Here is a 21,303-nt window from a genome sequence, read left to right as displayed (position 1 = left end):
AAATTATTAAAGGACTTTTTTACACCAGGGATTGTGCGTTGTGTTTGTTTGAGCGATTTTATGAAAGTAAATAAAATGTAAAAATGCTTTGCAAGGAAAAGAGTAACTTATAAGGCAACTTCACGAAGAAATGCCTCAAGTTTTTCTGGAGGAAGTTTAAAAATTTTGGCTTCTTTACTGTAGATAAGCAGAGCCTGGATATCTTTATCGGGATGAATAGCTTGCAACAATTTTTGGTAAAGGGCCATTTGCAACCAGTGATGGGAAGCAATAGCAGCTTCATTTTCTGGTGGAGTTCCGGTTTTAAAATCGGCAAAGATAATGCTGTTTTGCTTGATGTAGAGACGGTCAATTTGACCAGAGATTGCTTGTTCTTTTCCACGAATTTTCACAATACCCATTAAGGAGACCTCAGCACGTGAATGCTCAGAGAAAAGGGGTTTGAGATAAACATGATCTAATATTTTCCAAATATGGCAAAGAGCATCTTCTCTTTGACTCTCATGCCAATGAGAGGCTTTGATATTGAGATAGTTTCGAGCATAATCTCGACGTTTTTGTGGGGGACAATCGGGCAAATATTGTAACAATCGGTGAACGAGATTACCATATTCAATGGAAAAAGCTCTGTTTGTGTTCATGGCTCCTAAAACAGGTGAAGTGGTAAGCTGTTTTGGACTTGAGGACAGCTCTGTATCAGCTTCAATGGAAAGGCTCGCCACTGACGGTTTTAACGGTTTTGGTAACACTGGTTCTGCTGGTACTTTATGAGAGAAAAAAGCAGGCAAAGGTGGTAAGGTTTGGCATTCAGCGGAAGGAACTTTTGAGTTTATAGAAGCAGAAGAAGCAGGTGTAATGCAATAACGCCAAGCTGCAATATCTTCCGAAGAATCTTTTATAGCAAGGGCATGCGGTTCAAGGGCTTTTTTTACGAGTTGTAACCATGTATGAGATGGCGTTTTCGGACCTTTATACCCACAAATAAACAAGCGATCTTCAGCGCGTGTCATTCCTACATAAAGAAGACGCCTATATTCTTCTTCTGCACGCTCTTTTAAATATGAAATTGCTTGTTTAGAGAGTTTTGTATCAAACTTTTCATTGGGATGCCAAATAAAGGCTTGTTTTCCGTTCCATTGTGCATTGTTTAAAGGAACTTTAAGCAAGTGAGGCGCATGCTGAGGATGCCAAATCGCACTACCAGGATCGACTAAAAACACAACAGCAGCCTCTAGTCCTTTTGCAGCATGAACAGTCATGATACGAATTTCTTCATTACTTTGTTCAAATTCACGTTTAATTTCTGGTTCGCTTGCACTTAATGTTTCTAAAAAAGCTTGTAATCCTGGTAATCCTGTTTTTTGAATAGTGAGCGTATAATCCATAAAAGCATCGAGCACATCATTTGCTTCAGATCCTAAACGAGACAGAATTTTTTGTCGTCCCTTATCATTGTTCAGAATATAGCTATAGAATTCAAAAACTGGTATTTTATCCACTAAAGCGCGATAATGGTTTAGCTTTTCAAAAGCATCTTTAAAAGATACCTGCGATGATATATGCGCGCACAGACTTTGCCAAAGAGAGCCGGTGCGGTGTACGGCAAGCTGATAGAGTTCCTCTTCACTAAGAGCAAAAAGTGGGCTTTTTAAAACACAAGCAAGAGAAAGATCATCTTGTGGCTGCAAAACAAAACGCGCAAGCGCCATTAAATCACGGATACTAATATGTTTGGTAAGCTGTAAACGATCAGCCCCTGCTACGGGAATATTACGGTGTTTAAGAGCACGGGAAAGAGCTGAGACAAATTGATCACGTTTACGGACCAAGATCATAATATCACTTGCACGTATTAAGCGTCCTTTTGCTGGAAGCATTTCGCCTTTTTGTAACCAGTCGGCAATCGTTTCAGCAATTTTTTCTGCTAAACGAACTTCAGGTGTATCTAAATGATTAACAGTTGTATGCCAATCTTGAGGAAAGTCACTCGTTTCTTTGGAAATGGCATCCCATATAACAACTTCACCGGGACTGTGAATACGGATAGCTTCATGCACCGTTTTTGTATTTTCTGCCGAAAGCCCTTTATAGTTTTCTGGTGTTTCAAAAACAAGATCAACACTTTTAAGAACATCTGCTGTAGAGCGAAAAGAATAATGCAGTTGTATTTTTTCAAATTGTTGATTTGTTTGTTGCACTTTTTTTTGAATAATTCGTCCATTTGCAGCAAAATTTTCTGGAGCAGCGCCTTGAAAAGAATAAATAGATTGCTTTTCATCTCCAACAGCAAAAAGAGTCCGTATGTTTGTTCGTTGGCTATACCCTGAAAAAAATTCCTGTGCCAACAGTTGAATAATTTGCCATTGCTCAGGGTTGGTGTCTTGTGCTTCATCAAGTAGAATATGATCAAGTCCCTGATCAAGTTTATAGTGCACCCATTGGCTTGCACCTTTGCGCTGTAACAAATGAAGTGTACGCTCAATAAGGTCATCAAAGTCTAAGAAGCCATTGGACTTTTTTAGATTCTTATAAATTTTGAGATAAATAGTACAGAGCTGAAAAGCAGCCATATTGAGGGTGGCAACCTTTGCGCATTGATATTTTTCTAAAAGAACAGAAAGCTTGTTTTGTTTATCTTCAAGCATTTGTTGAATAAAAGGCCAAATTTCGTCTGATTTTTTATGAGATAAATGTGAAAAATTACGCGGCTCACCTTTTGTTGTAAAATAAACATCAGAAATAAGATTGAGAATATTTGTCTCATCATGTACCTTTTCTAATTGGGAAAGTTTTGCCACCATATCCTTAAAGCTTTGATTACCATTGATTTCACAATGCTTAAGAGCATAAAGAGGAAGGCGCGCTGTTTGTTTAATTTGTTCCAGAAGATATTGATTTGTTTCATTGGGCGCTAAGTTAAAAAGCGCGCGCAATTTTTCTTCTCCATTTTCAGATAAAAGAGAAGATAAAAAATCAGACAATTTATGTTGCTTTTCAACTGCCTCATAGAGCAATTGGTTAAAAGTATGTTCGCTAATAACTTGAAGTAACTGTTGCAAAGCAGGTTGTACATCACGACGAGCTAAAAGTTGACGACGAGATTCTTGTCGTAATTTTTTTCGACTGATATCATCGGGAAGTTCAAAATGCCCTGCAATATTGGCTTCTAACATAAATTGATGCAAGAGAGATTCACAAAAAGCATGAATCGTTTGGATTTTTAAGCCACCAGGCGTTTCGAGGGCACGCGCAAAGAGTTGCCGTGCATAAGTTAGTTTTTGCGCATTAACAGTTTTTTTTTCAAACCGTGTTAAGGTTTCTTGCAGCTGTGCATCATCGAGCTCATTCCAACTGGAAAGCGTGCGAAAAATTCGTGATTGCATAACAGCAGCAGCAGCTCTTGTATAAGTAAGGCATAAAATACGTGCTGGAGGCGTACCGTTTAAAAGCAAACGGATAACACGTTCACTTAAAACGTGGGTTTTTCCAGATCCAGCATTTGCAGAAACCCACACGTTTTTTTGGGGATGTGTTGCTGTTGCTTGTGCATCAAGAGCGGCTTCAGGAATAGAAAAAAACGTCATGATTACTCTTCTTTATGAAAACCACTTGACCATTCCCACAACCGAGCCAAATGGTCGTAGTCACCTTCATATCGTTTTGACATGGGGACAGCATGTGAGAGATAGCCTTGTTGTGGATTTCGATAATAAATTATGAGTGCGATAAGATTTTCCCATGCATTTTCAGCAAGATCAACAGCACTTAGATAAGTTTTTCCGTCTTTTTTCTTTAAAAGAATTGATTGGGATTTAATTTCACCTTTTTTGTTAAGGGGAATGTAAAATAAATTTGAAGGTGTAAAATCTTGAAAATCTGGGAAGCCCCCTTGTATGAGTAAAGCTGTTTCTAAAGCCAATTGCGGAAATAATAATTCACGAACTTGTTTTGATAAAGGAGGCGTTCCGGTTTTGAAATCTAGAATTTCAACCGTTTTATCTGGCAAAACATCAAGACGATCAGCACGTCCTGAAAGGGTTACCCCTGTTGTTCCTATAGGGATTTTTTGTGATACTACTTCCGAATATCGCTCTCGCAGTCCTAAACTTTGTTCCCATTGAATAAAGCGTGGAGCAAGATTTTCAAAACTATTCCACCAAATTACTTCAATATCGGGTGGAAAGTTGAATTTATCAAATTCTTTACGTCCAATAGAAAGCAGTACGTTGAGTGCATTTGCATCATTTGGATTTTTCATTTGTGTACAAAAAGCCGCAAGAATAGCGTGATAAAGTGTTCCACGTTCTGAAGCGCTAGGATCATGAATAAGTTCTTTAAGTGGTTTGAGCCTTAAGATTTTTTTGGCATAAATAGCATAGGGATCATATCGCAATGTTTCTATTTCAGTGACTGAAAAATGGCGCGGGCGTATATCAAGAGGTGGAGAAGGGCAAGGACGTTCCACCTCAGAAGTTATGCTTGTATGATCAAGTATCTTTGCCCAATGGCGTAGTATTTCACCTCGTTCACGGATTTGTTCCCAAACCTGTTTTCCTACAACTGTTTCCATGCGTTGTAGCCAGCGTGAAGGAATGGAAGGCGTATGATTAACGCGCAATGCGCGACTCATCACCACTTTATCCATTCCCATTGCCCATTGAAAATCATGCGCAGAAAGACCAATACGCTGCTCTGGTGGTTCCAGAGTTAACATCATTTTCATCGGTCGCGATAAAAAAGCATCATTTCGGGTTGATATCGGCCATGACCCTTCATTAAGACCGCCGATGACCACTGTATCAACCGTTTGCAAACGCGATTCCAAAGTACCCCAGATGAATAAACGTGGATGTCCTCCAGGCGAAGGTGCGACGGAACGAGTTGCTATTATAGCAGAAAACATAGCAGGCCATTCACAAAGATGAAATGTTAATCCTGATTGATCACTGACCAATTCACGTAAAAACTTTGATAGGGCTTGTCCTGCTTCGTGTTGATAAAGATGTGCAAGAGAATTATCCTCATTGCGACCAAAATTTTCAAAAACTTCAACAGTTGCTATCGCAGCTTCGTTGATGGTGCATTCTTTCTCTTGTTTCATAAGAGATGTTAAAGGTTCAACAGCTGTCCTCAAAAGATGACAAAGGAAACGTGCTTCTTCACATTTCTGCTGATCAAGAGCGTTGATTTCAGAACTATTATGAAAGTATGTTTCAATCCATTTTTCAAGAAATTGATCACACTCGCAAAGATTGATGCGCCCTGTATTCCCTCGAAGAACAAAAAGTTCAAAATTTTCTGCCATTTCCCGTAAACGATGACGATTTTGTTGGAGTGTTGTAAGGGGATGTTTAAGAAGAGAAAGAAAAGCAATGGGATCATCAGGTTGCAATACATTTTCTAAGATAAGTCGTAAGAGAGTTACAGGCAATGTTTGGGCAAGTGGTATTCCCCCTGAATCATTTGCTTCAATTCCAAATCGTTGTAATTCCACGGCAACACGGCGTGCTAAATTACGGTCATTTGTAATAAGAGCTGCGGTTTTTTGGGGTTCTTCAATAGCTTTGCGTAAAGCAACAGCAATAGCGAGAGCTTCTTCACGTTCATTGATAGCTTCAATAAATGACCAGTCTGCACAAAGAGCCTCATAATCGTTACGGACAATTTGTATCCATTTATCTGTCGTAGAAGCTGGTCGAAGTGCCTCTGATAAAAGAGCCATTCGTCTTTTCTTTGTGCTACTTTGTTGGCCAATTTCGCAAACATGATGACGTTGACACTCCATGAGAGAAAGAAGTTTTTTTAAATGATATTGAGGATGGCTAAAAACATTTTCTGCTGGATCAAAAAAATCGCAAGCTGTTTTTTCTTTATTGCTTGTGCTTAATGCATTCCATTGTTCTTCATCCATATAGAGATCAAGACCAGGAAGAACAACAGCCCCTTTGGGCAGAGAAGCTATAACCTTTAAAAGATGAGAAACTGCGGGCATAGAACCCGACACACCAGCTGCAATGATCGGTTTATCAGGCAGCATACGTCGTAAAGCCTCTGCATGCATTGTGAGTGCTTGATTACGCCATTCAACGGGATTGCTTCGTTGTCTTTCTTTCAAGATTTTGGGCCAATTTTGTGTAACAATAGTCAGAAAGTCAAGCGTTATTTGCCACCATTCAGCGACCATATCAGGTGCAATATCTTTAAGTTTCGACCAATCTGCTCCTTCTGTTTCAATTTCATCCATCAAATGCGCTAAATCCTGAGCAAACCAAATTGCATCAGCACTATGAGCCGGAATAAGCACATCTTCTGTACCAAACATGGCACGCAGATGCGCAGGTAAATTTTCACGCCATGGACGAATAAGGCGCGCTAAAAGCAGTAAGCGTTCACTTTTTCCAATGGGTGGATTCAGAGTGCTGGTATGATTTTCAACAAAAAGGAAACTGTCTTCATCGACATCTCCTAGAGCACGAATAGTTGGCAAAAAGGTTGATTGTGTATTACTTCTTTCAACAAAAGCTAAACGCAAAGCGCGCGCAGCACGACGTGTCGGAACATAAATAAGGCTATCAGCAAGAGCAGTTTGAATATCTCCATTGGGAGCAAAATTATCAATAAGGCTACCAGAGAGCAGTGCATCAACAAAGTGAGGCAAAAAATCCGTTCCAGAAGATATAGAAAAGACACGTGGTTTATAAGTCATATGATCTCATATTGGGAATAACAAATTTCATCTTATTGATTATTTGCTTTATTTTGACTGTATACAATTTTCATACAAGAAAAAACTGAAAAGCTCTATTTATACAGGAGATTTTTAACTGACATTCAAAATACTTAAATATATGAGCTTGTCTTAAGCTATTGTGAAAAAATATATCAAAATTTTAAAAGACGTTACAATTACAAATATATTATAACTTATTGAATATTATAAATAAATTTACCGTATTCTTTATACAGTGCAATTTGAAAGTGTTCTTTACATACTCCTTTTGTTTTCAGAAAAAATAACAATATTCAGATCCCCAACTCAATATGAAAAATCATTACCAACCAAATTGTTACATAAAAAATTCTTCTTTACATTACAAGCTTACTTGATAATCTTTAAAAGTAGAAAATTTTATCTTAGGAGCTCTTTCTGCTTCATAATTTAATGAAAAATGGTTCTCCGCTAAAAAAACTGGATCACCTTCTAAATCATACGCAATAGCAGAGCGGTGATTGCTGAGAAACTTTTGCAACTCATCTTTGCTCTGCGCTGAAATCCAACGGCATAAATTAAAGCGCGCAGACTCAAAATTCACTGGCAAAGAATATTCTATTTTTAATCGTTCTTTTAAGACATCAATTTGCAAAGCACCAATAACACCAATGAGAGAAGGCGACCCATCATCAGGAATAAACAATTGTACAACCCCTTCTTCAGCCATTTGTTGCAAAGCTTCTTTGAGCTTTTTTGCTTTCATTGGATCGCCTAAACAAACACGACGCAAAATCTCTGGTGCAAAATTTGGTACTCCCTTAAAGAGGATATCTTCTCCTTCAGTCAAAGTATCGCCGATACGCAATGTTCCATGATTAGGGATTCCTACGATATCACCAGCATAGGCTTGATCAGCAATTTGGCGCGAACGCGCAAAGAAAAATTGTGGAGCCGAAAGTGTCATCGGTTTTCCTGTTCGGACCAACTTTGTTTTCATACCACGTTCAAGTGTTCCCGAACATACCCGAAAAAATGCAATACGATCACGATGATTAGGATCCATATTCGCTTGAATTTTAAAAACAAATCCCGTCATTTTAGGTTCAGTTGCTATGATATTGCGCTGATCTGCACTTTGATCACGAGGACTTTGACCAAAATCAATAAGTGCATTGATCAAATCACGAACACCAAAATTTCGTAAAGCTGAACCAAAATAAACCGGAGTCATATGACCTTCACGGAAAGCTTGAAGATCAAAATTCTTGCAAACACTTTGAGCAAGTTCTACCCCTTCAATAAAAGTGGAACGTTGATATTCAGGGAGTAAATGGAAAATCTCTCTGGGATTTGAAACTATTTGCTGTGTTATCTCATCATCTTTTTGACGAAACCGATTATGATGAAGGTCATAGGTACCAACAAAATCTTTACCCGTCCCAATGGGCCATGTTATAGGGGCGGTATCAAGAGCAAGCTTTTCTTCAATTTCATCTAAAAGCTCTATAGGATCACGTGCCTCACGATCCATTTTATTGATAAAAGTAACAATAGGAATATCCCGCATCCGACATACTTCAAACAGTTTTAGTGTTCTAGGCTCAATCCCGCGGGCCCCATCCAATACCATGATAGCACTATCAACAGCTGTAAGCGTGCGATAAGTATCGTCTGCAAAATCTTCATGGCCTGGGGTATCTAGGAGATTAAAAATATGATTTTCATATTCAAACGTCATCACCGAAGTCACAACGGAAATACCACGATCACGCTCAATATTCATCCAATCAGAACGGGTTTGAATACGATCTTTTTTGGCTTTTACTTCTCCTGCAAGTTGAATAGCACCACCAAACAATAAAAGCTTTTCTGTTAATGTTGTTTTCCCCGCATCTGGGTGAGCAATAATTGCAAATGTACGGCGTCGCTTTACTTCCTGCACTCTTCGTTCCATTATTCCTCCATAGGTCGTGCAAGTGTTTCAGCAATCAGTGCACGCATTTCATTAATCCCATAAAGCGCTATAAATGATCCCCATCGTGGACCTCGCTCTTGTCCAAGAAGAACTTCATACAACATTTGAAAAAAAACATTGGAAACACCAGGCCCACCTTCAGGGCTTTTTTTGCTATGATCTTGATAGCGTTCCGTTAACCGTGCAACATCAAGAAGCATATTTTGTAATATGTTGCCATCAACAGTTTCAGGTAAATGAGCTAATTTTTCATCAATTTGTGCTAATGTTGCTCGTTCGCTATCATCTGGTATACGAAATTTCTTGTTTGGTTTAACAAAAACATCAAAATATTTAATGGCAAACTTCACCAATTGATCAAGTTCTGGATAAGTTTGTGCATTTGCTCCTTTAGCGTAACGAGAAATAAAACCCCAAAGAACTTCTGCATTCTCCGCATTTGAAGCACTTACCAAATTTAAAAGCATCGCAAAGGATACAGGCAAATCAACCTGCGGTGGACAACCATTATGAATATGCCATACAGGATTACTAAGCCGTTCTTGCCAACTTTGACGACCATAAGCAGAAAGATGAGCATAATATTCATCCACAGCTTTAGGAATAACATCAAAATAAAGCCTTTTTGCTGTTTTAGGTTTTGAAAACATATAAAGTCCTAAACTCTCTGTTGGGGCATAAGTAAGCCATTCATCAATGGTTAAGCCATTTCCCTTGGATTTGGAAATTTTCTGCCCTTTCTCATCTAAAAAGAGCTCATAGTTGAATCCTTCTGGGGGCTTTCCACCTAATACTTTACAAATTTTAGAAGAAAGATTTGTGGAATCGATAAGGTCTTTTCCGGCCATTTCATAATCAATGCTAAGTGCTGTCCAACGCATTGCCCAATCTACCTTCCACTGACACTTAACTTTGCCCCCAGTAACCTCTGTTTCTATGGTTTCTCCTGTTTCAGGTTCAATATAAGTGACAGTCCCTTTTTCAACATTACGCGCAATCATCGGTACCTGTAATACTTTTCCAGAAAAGGGAGAAATCGGTAGAAAGAGTGAATAGGTCGCTTGCCGTTCTTCACCTAATGTTGGTAAAATAATTGCCATAACCTTGTCATAACAAGCAAGGATTTTTAAAAGTGTTTCATCAAAACGACCGGAATTGTAATAATCCGTAGCACTTGCAAATTCATAATCAAAACCAAAACGATCAAGGAAAGCCCGTAACCGCGCATTATTTGCCGCTCCAAAAGAAGGATAATCATCTCCAAAAGGGTCGGGTACACGGCTCAACGGTTGACCAAGATAATGTTCCATCCTCTCGCGATCAGGCACATTCTCAGGAACCTTGCGCAAACCATCCATATCATCAGAAAAACAAAGTAATTTTGTTTTTACTTTATTCTCCGTGAGAATATGAAATGCATGACGCACCATGGTTGTACGTGCAACTTCCCCAAAAGTTCCAATATGCGGTAAACCAGAAGGGCCATAACCTGTTTCAAATATCACACTGTCTGGATAACCCGTTTTTTCATACCGTTTGATAATCTTACGTGCTTCTTCAAACGGCCAAGTTCTCGATTGAGAAGCTGCATCTTTTAATTCAGGCGTAAGGTTGAGGGTATCACACTGATCACGCATCATTATTATTTATCCTAAAAATTACACTCTTTCAAAATAGGGTGTATGGTTCTTGAATTTATTCGTCAATAATAGCAAGCAAAAAGATGAAAATTTCTTTATACTCTTAAGCCACAATACAAAAACCGCCCTCGTTATAAACATATTCTGTTCTGATAAAAATCAAAAACATTCAATATTATAAAGCAAAATTGACTTGTTTTGATTATCGAAGCCTTCATTGCTATTATTATCATGGGTTTTGCTTATTATATTTATTAGCGCAAAAGATAAGCTTCTAGTATTGAACGAAAGAACGGTAAAAACCAACAGAAAAATGCTTAAACTAGGCATTTCATACAAAAGCACTGCACCTACTTTACACTTGTCACCGTAACTTTCTATTTCTTTTCTTTATCACCTTGATGATGCATTGCTAATGTACGCAAACGTAGAGCATTTAATTTAATAAAACCAGTTGCATCTCTTTGATCATAAACACCTTGATCATCCTCGAAAGTTACTAACTCACTGGAATAAAGTGATTTCTTACTTTGGCGCCCTTCAATAATTACATTCCCCTTATAAAGCTTTAACGTGACTTCACCTTCAACATGTTCTTGAGATAAATCAATAGCTGCCTGCAACATCTTACGTTCCGGCGAAAACCAAAATCCATAATAAATGAGTTCTGCATAACGTGGCATCAACTCATCTTTTAAATGAGCTGCGCCACGATCTAACGTTAAAGATTCTATAGCTCTGTGAGCCGTCAAAAGAATGGTTCCACCTGGTGTTTCATAAATACCCCGCGATTTCATACCCACAAAGCGATTTTCTACCAAATCTAACCGACCAATACCATTATCGCGCCCGTAACGATTTAATTCTGCAAGTAAAGTTGCAGGAGATAAATTTTTTCCATTGATTGAAACAGCATCGCCTTTTTTAAAGCCAAGAGTAATTCTGGTTGCTTGATCTGGAGCATCTTCCGGCGAAAGAGTACGCATATGGACATATTCAGGAGCAGGAAGTGCTGGATCTTCTAAAATCTTTCCTTCTGATGAAGAATGCAATAAATTTGCATCCACTGAAAAAGGCGCTTCACCTTGCTTATCCTTTTCTACAGGAATTTGATGAATACGAGCAAATTCAAAGAGATCTGTCCGACTCTTAAAATCCCAATCACGCCATGGAGCAATAATCTTTATATCAGGATTAAGCGCATAAGCGGAAAGCTCAAAGCGTACCTGATCATTGCCTTTTCCTGTTGCTCCATGAGCAATGGCATCTGCCCCTGTTTCCTCAGCAATTTCAATAAGGCGTTTTGAAATAAGTGGACGTGCAATTGATGTTCCTAAAAGATAAGTCCCCTCATAAACGGTATTGGCTCGAAACATCGGAAACACAAAATCACGCACAAATTCTTCGCGCAAATCTTCAATGTAGATCTCTTTAACACCTAGCATTTCAGCTTTACAACGAGCAAGTTCTAGCTCTTCCCCCTGCCCCAAATCTGCTGTAAAAGTTACAACTTCAACACCTAGCGCACTTTGCAACCATTTAAGAATAATTGACGTATCCAATCCACCTGAATAAGCCAAAACAACTTTTCTAATATTTTGCCACCTTTTCATTTTAACGTTCTATATGAGCTACTTTTTTATTTCTACCCAAAAATCGAAACGATGCAAAAAATATAAAAATAAATTCTTTTTAAGCAACATTAAAAAGACGCAAAAAGCGTAAATAAAGGTGCCTCAAAGTATAAATAGTGAACACTGCTTAAAATAAAAGGAGATTTACGTGTCATTTCTACCGGAGTGGTCTATTGTTGTACAATTTGCTTTAGCATCGTTGATTTTAGCACTTATTCCAGGACCAGATATGATGCTTTCTGTAGGACGAACCATTACACAAAGCAAAAAAGCTGGAATTATGTGCGCCTTGGGTAGTGCAACAGGGTTTGCCATTCAGGTTACGGCTGTAGCACTTGGCTTATCAGCGCTTATTTTTGCTGCACCACATACTTTTGTTCTTCTGAAAATTGTTGGCGCCTTTTATCTTTTATGGTTTTCCTTTCAAGCGTTACGGAGAAACCCCAATTTTTCCTTTGAACAGACATCTTCTAAATCTCAAAGCGCTAAACGTAACTATCTTGCTGGTATTGGAATTAATCTTCTCAATCCTAAAGTTATACTCTTTAACGCGACATTCTTACCACAATTTATCAATGCGAATGATCCTATGGCAACACAAAAATTACTCTTTTTAGGACTCTCTTATATCCCTATTTCTTTCCCCATTACAATTGCAATCGTTTTTACAGCGCATAAATTTACCAAAACTCTCAAAAAGAACCCTCTTTATATTCGCTTTCTCGACTGGCTTATTGCTGGTACTTTTACCAGCTTTGCCCTCCATCTCCTTGTGGTTACAAAACATTGATTTATAAGTGTAATGTATCGCTTTTAATTTAAATAAAAAAACAAATATTATAAGATTTTTTCATTTCAAACCTGTTTATTTTGAATAAAACAATACCTTTCCTTTGTACATCACAAGAGAAGCTGGAGTTTTCGTATGGATAAAAACTATCTAAGAAAAGAATAAACAAAAGCATGAGCCACTGCACAATCTCCACTTTTTAAAAGATATTACCGTAGATTCTTTTAAAAGACACAAAACCTAATTAATGAGTATGATAATAAGGTAGAAATTAGTTACAATCCTTAAGACTTCATATTCCCTCTAAATTAGGCTTCCTTCTTATTTCAGAGATTATGCAAACAAGACTATAGACAATATCTTACCCCATTTAGCATATAAACGCTGAAACTGTTCGTCTAGCACTTATCCATCTTAGTATCTGTCTCACATATGCCATCGCATGAGGTTTGGATATTAAATTACAAACAAAAAAGCATAGGCCTCGATATAGCTGAAAATTACGTTAACTAATCACCAATGGCATTTTCAAGTCGTAAACGTTCAGATTTACGTAAGCGCTCTGAAGCCGATTTAAGCTGTCCACATGCAGCTAAAATATCGCGTCCACGCGGTATCCGAATAGGAGAAGCATAGCCCGCTTGATTAACGACATCAGCAAAACGCTCGATTTGCTCCCAATCAGAGCACTGATAATTACTCCCTGTCCACGGATTAAAAGGGATTAAATTAATCTTAGCAGGAATCCCTTTCAATAACTGAATCAATCGCTTAGCATCATCTAAACTATCATTGATATCTTTCAGCATAACATATTCAAATGTGATTCGTTTTGCATTGGAAAGACCAGGATAATTACGGCAAGCCTCCATTAGTAAAGCAAGCGGATATTTTTTATTAATGGGAACAAGCATATCCCTTAGTGTATCGTGTACTGCGTGGAGTGAAATTGCTAACATAACACCAATTTCTTCTCCAGTTCGGATAATTCCAGGAACAACTCCACTAGTTGAAAGCGTAATTCGACGTTTTGATAAAGAAAGTCCATCGCCATCAGAGGCAATCAATAAAGCTTTTTTAACAGCTTCAAAATTATAAAGAGGTTCTCCCATTCCCATCATAACAATATTGGTAATTTTTCGTCCTTCAATGGGAACAATTGCTCCATCAGGGGTATTCTTATCAGGAAAATCACCCAAACAATCACGTGCAACCAATAATTGTGCCAAAATTTCTTCTGCGGTCAGATTACGAACAAGCATCTGCGTTCCCGTATGGCAAAAAGAGCAGGTTAACGTACACCCTACTTGCGATGAAAGACATAAAGTACCACGTCCTTCTTCAGGGATATAAACCGTTTCAATTTCAACAGGCCTTCCAGCTCCACGTGCAGGAAAACGTAAGAGCCATTTACGCGTACCATCTTTTGATATTTGTTCTCCAACAATTTCTGGGCGCGCAATGGAGAAATGACACTTAAGTGTTTCTTGCATTGCTTTAGAAATATTCAGCATATCATCAAAATTTGAAACACCACGCACATAAAGCCAATGCCAAAGCTGACGCACACGCATACGCGTTTGATGCTCTGGTACACCAACAGTCTTTAAAGCTTGCATCATTTCATCTTGCGACAAACCAATCAAAGAGAGCTTAGAACTCTCCTTCACGACCACATTATCTGTTTTTCGTACAAAACATGAACCAACTGGTCTAAGGTCATAGGAAATGGCCATTGCTTTCCAATTCACATCACTATTTTAGAGTTATCGAAACCTTAATGGCACTTTTGAACTGCATTTAATGCAGCAGTGACCCCTTTTAAGGAATAAGTATAAGTGGTATGCGTTCCTCGTTTTGATATCGCTTGCACTGTCATATTGCTTCCAGCACGCATAGCAGAAACAAGCTGCTTTTCTAGCTCTGATGACGCCAGCCAAGCTGAGGAATCTTTCGTGAAAAAATCAAAGTCCTTACCTCCAATGGTCACTGTCACTCTCGACCCTTCTTGAAGGGTATAACCAGCCATAAACTGCGGTTCAAACGAAATAGGTGAATGAGAACGCTTGGTAACCAAGAAAAAGTTATCACCATGATTAACTGTCGTTGGAAGAGCCTTCAAAGGTACCGATAACACATAGCAAATCGTATTTTTGGGCGATTTATAAGAATAGGCTCCCCACGCTTCAAATTGATTTAAACGGCTTGGCGTTTGTGCATATGCCACTCCCGCTGTAACAAGAACCATTACAGATGCAGCAATAACAGTCTTTTCAAACATCTTCATTTAGCTCACTTCTTTAGTCTCTAACAAGATTTTCTTCATTAGAAAAATTCAACAAAAACTCCTCGATATTCATGTGTTATTGTCCTAATTCCTTCAATAAGCGAAATATTTTCACACTAATCAAAATAGATTTCTACGTTTCATTGTGACCTTTTAATCGTTACCAAAACATAAACTTGTTATTCAATAACCACATTAAAAAATAATATCTTCATTTTACGCTACTTATTTCGTTTTTGTATAAAAAATGATTTCTTTAAGCTATAGAACTTCAAAACGAGATAAAAATATACCATCACTCTGTTAAGAAATAAACCATACTCTTTATATCACAAGCAATCTGATGCAAAATTTTGAAAATACACCCCGGACTCCCCGCAAAAAAGCTTAATCGCCTTACGAATATCACTTCTCGACTTTATGCATTCAATACATTTATGTTCGCAAAATACTCCATCTTTTACTCATTATAGTGCATTCATATTTCGTATTCAATATCGTCCCGATAACACTTTTTCTCAATCTTCAAAATACCTTGTAAAAATAATAAAATATTATCAAGATATTAATAATAAAACATAAAGAATTTAGATTCTATCTCAATAATCACATACAACTTTGTTTCTTTTGATCTTATTTCCTTATATATTTCATATCCAATTATTAATTTCTAAAATGATTTTAGTAGCTTATAATAGCTTAATCGTATTATTTTAATGTATTAGACGATATTTTTCTTTCTGTTATAAAAAACTTCTTAAGAATTCTTTGGGAAAGTCTCCTTATCTTATTTCTAAGTAATTTATAAAAAGAAATATAAAACTTTTTTCTATAGCAGTTCTAACATTACCGTTTTTTAAACAATATTTTAATCAATTAAAGACACTTAAATAAATCTTCCTATGCATAAAAACTCTTTCACCCAACCTAAAGGTATAATTTTCATTCTTACCGTACAAAATTGTTCTTTAGCATGAGCTCTATACAACAGCAGACATCTAAATCATATCTATAAAATAGTTGATCTCTCCACTTGTGAAGAAGAAAGCTGGCACCATAACACTATTTTCCAGCTCCCAATGTTCTGCTACAACTCTCGATACTTGAGACGATTCATAGGAAGCATTTTTACCCCTTTCTTGTACAGTTTTTATCCACACGCTAATTCCGTTTACAACGTGCAAGGAAATGGTTTTGATTGATTCAACATAAACAAGTTTGGAATGAGAGAATTTTACAATATTCGGATCTCTCATCCAACATGCGAAATAGTGAATTATATTTAAAATCAATATCTTGCTATACTGAAGATACAATATATCTCTTATTTCTTCTTGAGCATTAAAATATTATCCCTAAACACTCAAACTCAACTTACAAAAAAATTCAATGCACAAATAAACTTTTCTGTTGATTTCTTTCCCGCTTTCAAAGGACGAAGATTCTTAATCCAATCTGGACTGAAAAAGTTTGGATTCTTGTCGAGCGGTCTCCTCTTTTCTTCCCACTCATGTGATTCACTTAACTAAAGGCTCTACAGACAAGTCCTGCTTAAAAATATTTACCACGCACTCTAAAGCACTTAATATATTAAGAAGACTTACAGAATTTATCTCACCATATCTCAAATGATAGTGTTTTTACAGTATAACAGGATAAAAGAATCCACGAACATAATAATTAGATGCTTTAATATACGAGAACAAGAAAGGACAAGCCCTTCGTTTTTGTTGCTTGCTCTTTAAAAAGAAGGTTCACTTAGAAGTGATTTTCTTAAATCTCATGACATAACCTTTTGTTATTAGTCTTAAGATGCAAATTATATTATTTCCTACGCTCTGTAGTGCATACCTCGCAATTTATACGCTCATAATAACTTTTAAGCTGCATTTGATTCTGAAGTCTGAATCAATAAAGAATAAAGCGCATTGGCATTATGCGTACTGCGAAACTTTTGTACAACATCAGTGTGACGCAAAACACGTGCGATCTGTGATAAAGCTTTTAAGTGATCTGCACCAGCATTTTCAGGTGCTAAAAGGAGAAAAACGAGATCTATAGGTTCGTCGTCAAGAGCTTCAAAATCAACAGGACTTTCAAGACGTGCAAATATACCAATGATCCGATTAATATCAGGTAATTTTCCATGAGGAATCGCAATACCTCCACCCAAACCCGTTGAACCAAGCTTCTCGCGTTGTAAAACAACATCAAAAATCACATGCTCACTAAGACCTGTTAGCTTGGAAGCTTTTTCGGCTAAAATTTGCAGAACCTGTTTTTTCGAATTAGCATTAAGAGCCGGAATGATCGCTTCCGGTGCTATTAACTCACTCAAATTCATACTTTAATTTTCCTCTTACACGCTAAAATGCTCATCAATAAACCTATAAACGCTATAGATACTTAATGTTCTTTCACTTTTCGCAACATCGCATGTGTTTTTACTTTTCAATTTATAATGGGTGATGGCTCAATACATCTCATATCACTTCTAAAACAACAATAAATATTATTCGGATCATCATTAACGGCATAAGAAACCAAAGAAATGAAGTTGTTCATAAAGTTAATTTCCTTACGACTCTAGAAAAGGCCATTATTCATAAATTTATTAAACTTGTCATAAGAGTTGATGTATAATCCGCCATCAGAGTTTTTCTTTCTTTAAAAATGAGCCCTTAAATTAAGATGAAAAGCATACTGAGCAAAATGGACCTTTACTTTGAAAATTACTGTATAGCTTGAACATCGACTTATAACAAGAATATAAAGATTTTTAGAAATTTAATGATTATTTTAAAAGATTTATAGATTTAGCCTGATATCTGTAGCCAAGCTCCTATTTTCAAATAGGCCATATAAACCAATAAAATACGACAACTCCTATTGAATAACCGCAATATATAAACCGGTGCTCCCATCAAAATACCTAAAACAGCATCATCGATATATGATTTGATTCGACAGAGAAAAATATGATAAATATCTCTTACCTTTCAATAACACACGCATTTATTGAGCGCTTCGTTTATCACTCATTATCACGTTAATCTAGTGATATCTTTTCTATGATACAATTATGAGTAAGCTAAACTTATAAAACAACAGACTAACCTCTAATGATGAAGCCTTTTTCACCACTCAATAACAACATTAAGGTTATAGTCATAAAAGAAGTTTTGGCATAAATAAGGAGATTTTCAGTAATAATGTTTGGTTAAACTTAAATGGAAACTCGTGAAAGCTGTAAAATCAAAGAGAAAACTGATTTCCCAAATAAATTCTGCGTACATCAACGTTGTTGATAATATCGTTAGGACAACCGTGAACTAACACCCGCCCTGTATGAATAATATAAGCGCGATCGACAAGCCCTAATGTCTCACGCACATTATGATCCGTTATTAAAATACCAATGCCACGCCTCGTTAAATGACGAATAAGTTGTTGAATATCGAAAATAGCGATAGGATCAATTCCTGCAAATGGTTCATCAAGTAACATAAAATGGGGACGAGAAGCTAAAGCGCGCGCAATTTCAAGTCGCCGACGTTCACCTCCAGATAACGAAAGTGCAGACATTTTACGTAAATGATCAATTTTAAATTCATGTAAAAGGCTATCTAACTCTTCACGTTGTTTAAGGCGATCTTTTTCAACGACCTCTAAAACAGCTTTAATGTTATTTTCTACTGAAAGACCACGAAAAATAGACGCTTCCTGTGGAAGATATCCAATACCTAAACGCGCACGTCGATACATCGGAAGATGCGTAATATCAAATCCATCAATTTTAATGGATCCTCCATCAGATTTTATAAGCCCTGTCACCATATAAAAACAAGTTGTTTTACCTGCCCCATTGGGCCCTAAAATGCCAACGGCTTCTCCCGTACGAATGCCAAAAGAAACACCATTAACAGTTCGTCTTCCTCGATAAACTTTAATCAAATTACTGGCAATCAAGGTCCCTTTTAAGGGATTTTTTGAAGCTTCACTTTCAAGATTATACCTATCGGTCTGTTTTTTTCTTTTGATTCCAAACATGAAATCTTAATGGCCATTCTTTTGATTTTGTTTTAAAATAATAGAAACACGGCCTTTTTTCTTAGGCGTCTCACAACCTTCTAAAAAAGCCTTTCCGCTTTCCATATTTGCCGTTAGTTTGCACCCCGTTGCCACATTGTCACCATCAGTTAACACAACATGATTCCCTGTCAAACTCATCATTTTTGACTTTCCATCAAAAACGCCTTTATCACCCGTAGCAACTTGCGTAGCAATTTTTATATAAACTTTTCCTAAAGCTTCCATTTTTTGTATACTCGACGAACCAAATAAAGAAACAGATGATGCCTTTGTATCTTTCCTGTTTTTATCAATTTCTTTATATGCTTTATCGTAGTAAACAACTAATTCTGCCGTTCTTAAAAGACGTTCACCTTGTACCACTGAAACGTCACCCTTAAAAAGCGCTATCCCTTCTTTATCACGTATTTCCAAAGAATCTGCATGAAGTTCTACCGGTTCTTTATCGCTTGATAGACTTATTCCAAAATGGGCCACTTCAGCATATCCTAAAACTGCTCCTTCTCCTAACATTCCCATGCTAAAAGCCAACATCACACCTATCCATCTTTTGTACGATTTCATTATTTCAATTCTTCTGTTTGTATATACACATACTTCTCTTTATAAATATCCTTTAAAGATTTGTATTGATATTGCGTTATTGCTTTTGAAGCACTAAATGCACACCACCATGGAAATATATGTTTTTTCCTTTTTCTCGAATTTGTAAGGCGTTTGCGGCAAGATTCAAACCGGCTTGCTGAATATTAACACGTTGATCTGTTTTTAACTGTCCCTCGGATAAGTTAATACTAGCTGACATAAATTGTACCATCATCCCATCATTTGTCGTAATCGTGAATGGCTTATCCAACTGTAAAAAACCATTAATGTTATCGTAACCCCCCCCTTGTGCTGAAAGAAAAACCTGTCTTTGTTGGCCCATAAATGCTCTAGCTGTAATGTTTTGCAACCCAATCATTCCAGCGTGGGTATGGTCTTGAAATGCCTTTTCTGCTTTAAGCCAATAAGGTTCATGAGCACGCGTATACCCTTCTAATTTTGGATTGAGCATCGTCAAATTCATCACGCCACTTTCTCCATTATTCAAAGGCATAGAATCAGAAGTAACGGGAACCAAGAAAAACGTCAACCAGCAAAAAACCAGCGCTGAAATCAACGCTAAGAGAGGTAAAAAAATTTTTAATATGCTAATGCGACGCGAATGACGAGATGCTTTTTTTAAAACATCTCCAAAAGATGATTGCGTTGAAAAGGCTTTATAATGATTGTGTACGGACATACTCTCCTGATCTCTTAAATCCTCCGCATTTTTAATCTGTATACCCTTTATAGAAGGTATTTTCAAATTTTGTTTCTTGCAATTTGTTTTTTCTTGATTTTATTTTGCTTTTATCCGTTTATATATTGTAATATGCATGGAGTGCACAATTACAAAATTTTTTTGTGTGAAAGTGAGGCTATTGTGGTAAAATCAGAGCTTGTGCAAATTATCGCTCGTCATAACCCGCATCTTTTTCAACGGGATGTGGAGAATATTGTAAATGCTATTTTTGAGGAAATTGCAACAGCACTTGCAAATGGCAATCGCGTTGAACTTCGTGGATTTGGAGCTTTTTCTGTAAAAAGCCGTTCAGCCCGTAATGGACGTAATCCACGAACAGGTGAAGCCGTTTCTGTTGAAGAAAAGTGGATTCCTTTTTTTAAAACTGGCAAGGATTTACGCGACCGTCTTAATCAGTGAGAAACTTATGATAATTAAACGTATTCTTCTAACAAGTATCGGTGTGATTCTCGCAGCGGTTTTGATTGTTTTTATCGTGGCTAATCGTCAAATGGTTCCGTTAACCCTTGATCCTTTTCGAGCAAATCCTGAAAGTTTTACTTATCATGCTCCCCTCTTTATATGGCTCTTTATTTTCTTTGTTTTTGGTATTTTATTAGGAAATCTGATCAGTTGGTTTTCCTACCACAAATACAAAAAAGCTCTCAAAAAAAGTAAAGCCGAGATTGAAAAATTGAAAACATCTATCACAAATCTGGTGTAATGGTATTTAAATGAAATCTTTTCTCTCTGTATTCTATATTCAGTACAGAGTTAAAAGTGCTCTTTTTCTTTTTTATACATGTTTTAATTGACTTTAGCTTTTTTGCACTTTTACGAAACATT

General features: G+C 37.0%; 14 protein-coding genes. 3 read left to right on the top strand and 11 right to left on the bottom strand.

All coding sequences use genetic code 11. The features are described 5' to 3' along the window. Positions 1-107: 107 nt before the first annotated feature. The 5 genes from addA to ACFIJW_RS06135 all read right to left on the bottom strand — a co-directional run bounded on the left by addA (position 108) and on the right by ACFIJW_RS06135 (position 11,940). On the bottom strand, positions 108-3,584 hold the full coding sequence (gene addA, locus ACFIJW_RS06155) for a double-strand break repair helicase AddA (protein WP_375633655.1): 3,477 nt from the start codon (positions 3,582-3,584) through the stop codon (positions 108-110). Between the two features lie 2 nt (positions 3,585-3,586). Continuing rightward, positions 3,587-6,706 carry a double-strand break repair protein AddB gene (gene addB / locus ACFIJW_RS06150; RefSeq protein ID WP_375633654.1) on the bottom strand — a complete coding sequence of 1,040 codons (3,120 nt, stop codon included), beginning with the start codon at positions 6,704-6,706 and terminating at the stop codon, positions 3,587-3,589. 385 nt (positions 6,707-7,091) lie between these two features. Then, entirely contained in the window at positions 7,092-8,666 is a 1,575-nt protein-coding gene (locus tag ACFIJW_RS06145; RefSeq protein ID WP_375633653.1) for a peptide chain release factor 3, read from the bottom strand. Then, entirely contained in the window at positions 8,666-10,327 is a 1,662-nt protein-coding gene (locus tag ACFIJW_RS06140) for a lysine--tRNA ligase (protein WP_375633652.1), read from the bottom strand. The genes ACFIJW_RS06145 and ACFIJW_RS06140 overlap by 1 nt, the downstream gene beginning before the upstream one ends. Positions 10,328-10,704: 377 nt before the next feature. After that, a complete protein-coding gene (locus ACFIJW_RS06135; protein ID WP_375633651.1) occupies positions 10,705-11,940 on the bottom strand; it encodes an argininosuccinate synthase in 1,236 nt (411 codons plus the stop codon). A gap of 169 nt (positions 11,941-12,109) precedes the next feature. Between ACFIJW_RS06135 and ACFIJW_RS06130 the strand changes: the two genes are divergently transcribed. After that, the gene (locus ACFIJW_RS06130) at positions 12,110-12,751 is read left to right on the top strand and encodes a LysE family translocator (protein WP_375633650.1); all 642 of its coding nucleotides are present in this window, start codon (positions 12,110-12,112) and stop codon (positions 12,749-12,751) included. Positions 12,752-13,260: 509 nt separating this feature from the next. Here the strand turns inward: ACFIJW_RS06130 and rlmN are convergent. The 6 genes from rlmN to lptC form a co-directional block, all read right to left on the bottom strand. Further along, complete coding sequence (gene rlmN / locus ACFIJW_RS06125) at positions 13,261-14,487, bottom strand: 23S rRNA (adenine(2503)-C(2))-methyltransferase RlmN (RefSeq protein WP_375633649.1); 1,227 nt, start codon at positions 14,485-14,487, stop codon at positions 13,261-13,263. 41 nt (positions 14,488-14,528) lie between these two features. After that, positions 14,529-15,032 (bottom strand): invasion associated locus B family protein, encoded by a 504-nt coding sequence (locus ACFIJW_RS06120; RefSeq protein ID WP_375633737.1) that lies wholly within the window; start codon positions 15,030-15,032, stop codon positions 14,529-14,531. A gap of 1,885 nt (positions 15,033-16,917) precedes the next feature. Continuing rightward, complete coding sequence (ptsN, locus tag ACFIJW_RS06115; RefSeq protein WP_375633648.1) at positions 16,918-17,382, bottom strand: PTS IIA-like nitrogen regulatory protein PtsN; 465 nt, start codon at positions 17,380-17,382, stop codon at positions 16,918-16,920. A 911-nt stretch (positions 17,383-18,293) separates the two neighbouring features. Further along, positions 18,294-19,088, bottom strand: coding sequence for an LPS export ABC transporter ATP-binding protein (gene lptB / locus ACFIJW_RS06110; protein ID WP_375633647.1), 795 nt, complete (start codon positions 19,086-19,088; stop codon positions 18,294-18,296). A gap of 6 nt (positions 19,089-19,094) precedes the next feature. After that, complete coding sequence (locus ACFIJW_RS06105) at positions 19,095-19,694, bottom strand: LptA/OstA family protein (RefSeq protein WP_375633646.1); 600 nt, start codon at positions 19,692-19,694, stop codon at positions 19,095-19,097. A gap of 76 nt (positions 19,695-19,770) precedes the next feature. Then, complete coding sequence (gene lptC, locus ACFIJW_RS06100; RefSeq protein WP_375633645.1) at positions 19,771-20,415, bottom strand: LPS export ABC transporter periplasmic protein LptC; 645 nt, start codon at positions 20,413-20,415, stop codon at positions 19,771-19,773. Positions 20,416-20,598: 183 nt separating this feature from the next. Here lptC and ihfB point away from each other — a divergent pair, with 183 nt between their 5' ends. Both ihfB and ACFIJW_RS06090 read left to right on the top strand, forming a co-directional pair. Next, positions 20,599-20,877 (top strand): integration host factor subunit beta, encoded by a 279-nt coding sequence (gene ihfB, locus ACFIJW_RS06095; protein ID WP_273790186.1) that lies wholly within the window; start codon positions 20,599-20,601, stop codon positions 20,875-20,877. Positions 20,878-20,884: 7 nt separating this feature from the next. Then, positions 20,885-21,181 (top strand): lipopolysaccharide assembly protein LapA domain-containing protein, encoded by a 297-nt coding sequence (locus tag ACFIJW_RS06090; protein ID WP_375617461.1) that lies wholly within the window; start codon positions 20,885-20,887, stop codon positions 21,179-21,181. The last annotated feature ends 122 nt before the right edge of the window (positions 21,182-21,303 follow it).

Source organism: Bartonella sp. MM97QHHN, assembly GCF_042194285.1.
Lineage (GTDB): Bacteria > Pseudomonadota > Alphaproteobacteria > Rhizobiales > Rhizobiaceae > Bartonella.
Note: the sequence above shows the minus strand (reverse complement) of the source record. Positions and strands in the feature narration are given on the sequence as shown.

Coding starts and splice junctions, on each gene's coding strand:
- ACFIJW_RS06145 (WP_375633653.1), bottom strand. CDS start 8,666: ATGGAACGAAGAGTGCAGGAAGTAAAGCGACGCCGTACATTTGCAATT.
- addA (WP_375633655.1), bottom strand. CDS start 3,584: ATGACGTTTTTTTCTATTCCTGAAGCCGCTCTTGATGCACAAGCAACA.
- ACFIJW_RS06090 (WP_375617461.1), top strand. CDS start 20,885: ATGATAATTAAACGTATTCTTCTAACAAGTATCGGTGTGATTCTCGCA.
- ptsN (WP_375633648.1), bottom strand. CDS start 17,382: ATGAATTTGAGTGAGTTAATAGCACCGGAAGCGATCATTCCGGCTCTT.
- ACFIJW_RS06120 (WP_375633737.1), bottom strand. CDS start 15,032: ATGTTTGAAAAGACTGTTATTGCTGCATCTGTAATGGTTCTTGTTACA.
- lptC (WP_375633645.1), bottom strand. CDS start 20,415: ATGTCCGTACACAATCATTATAAAGCCTTTTCAACGCAATCATCTTTT.
- ACFIJW_RS06105 (WP_375633646.1), bottom strand. CDS start 19,694: ATGAAATCGTACAAAAGATGGATAGGTGTGATGTTGGCTTTTAGCATG.
- lptB (WP_375633647.1), bottom strand. CDS start 19,088: ATGTTTGGAATCAAAAGAAAAAAACAGACCGATAGGTATAATCTTGAA.
- rlmN (WP_375633649.1), bottom strand. CDS start 14,487: ATGGCCATTTCCTATGACCTTAGACCAGTTGGTTCATGTTTTGTACGA.
- ACFIJW_RS06140 (WP_375633652.1), bottom strand. CDS start 10,327: ATGATGCGTGATCAGTGTGATACCCTCAACCTTACGCCTGAATTAAAA.
- addB (WP_375633654.1), bottom strand. CDS start 6,706: ATGACTTATAAACCACGTGTCTTTTCTATATCTTCTGGAACGGATTTT.
- ACFIJW_RS06135 (WP_375633651.1), bottom strand. CDS start 11,940: ATGAAAAGGTGGCAAAATATTAGAAAAGTTGTTTTGGCTTATTCAGGT.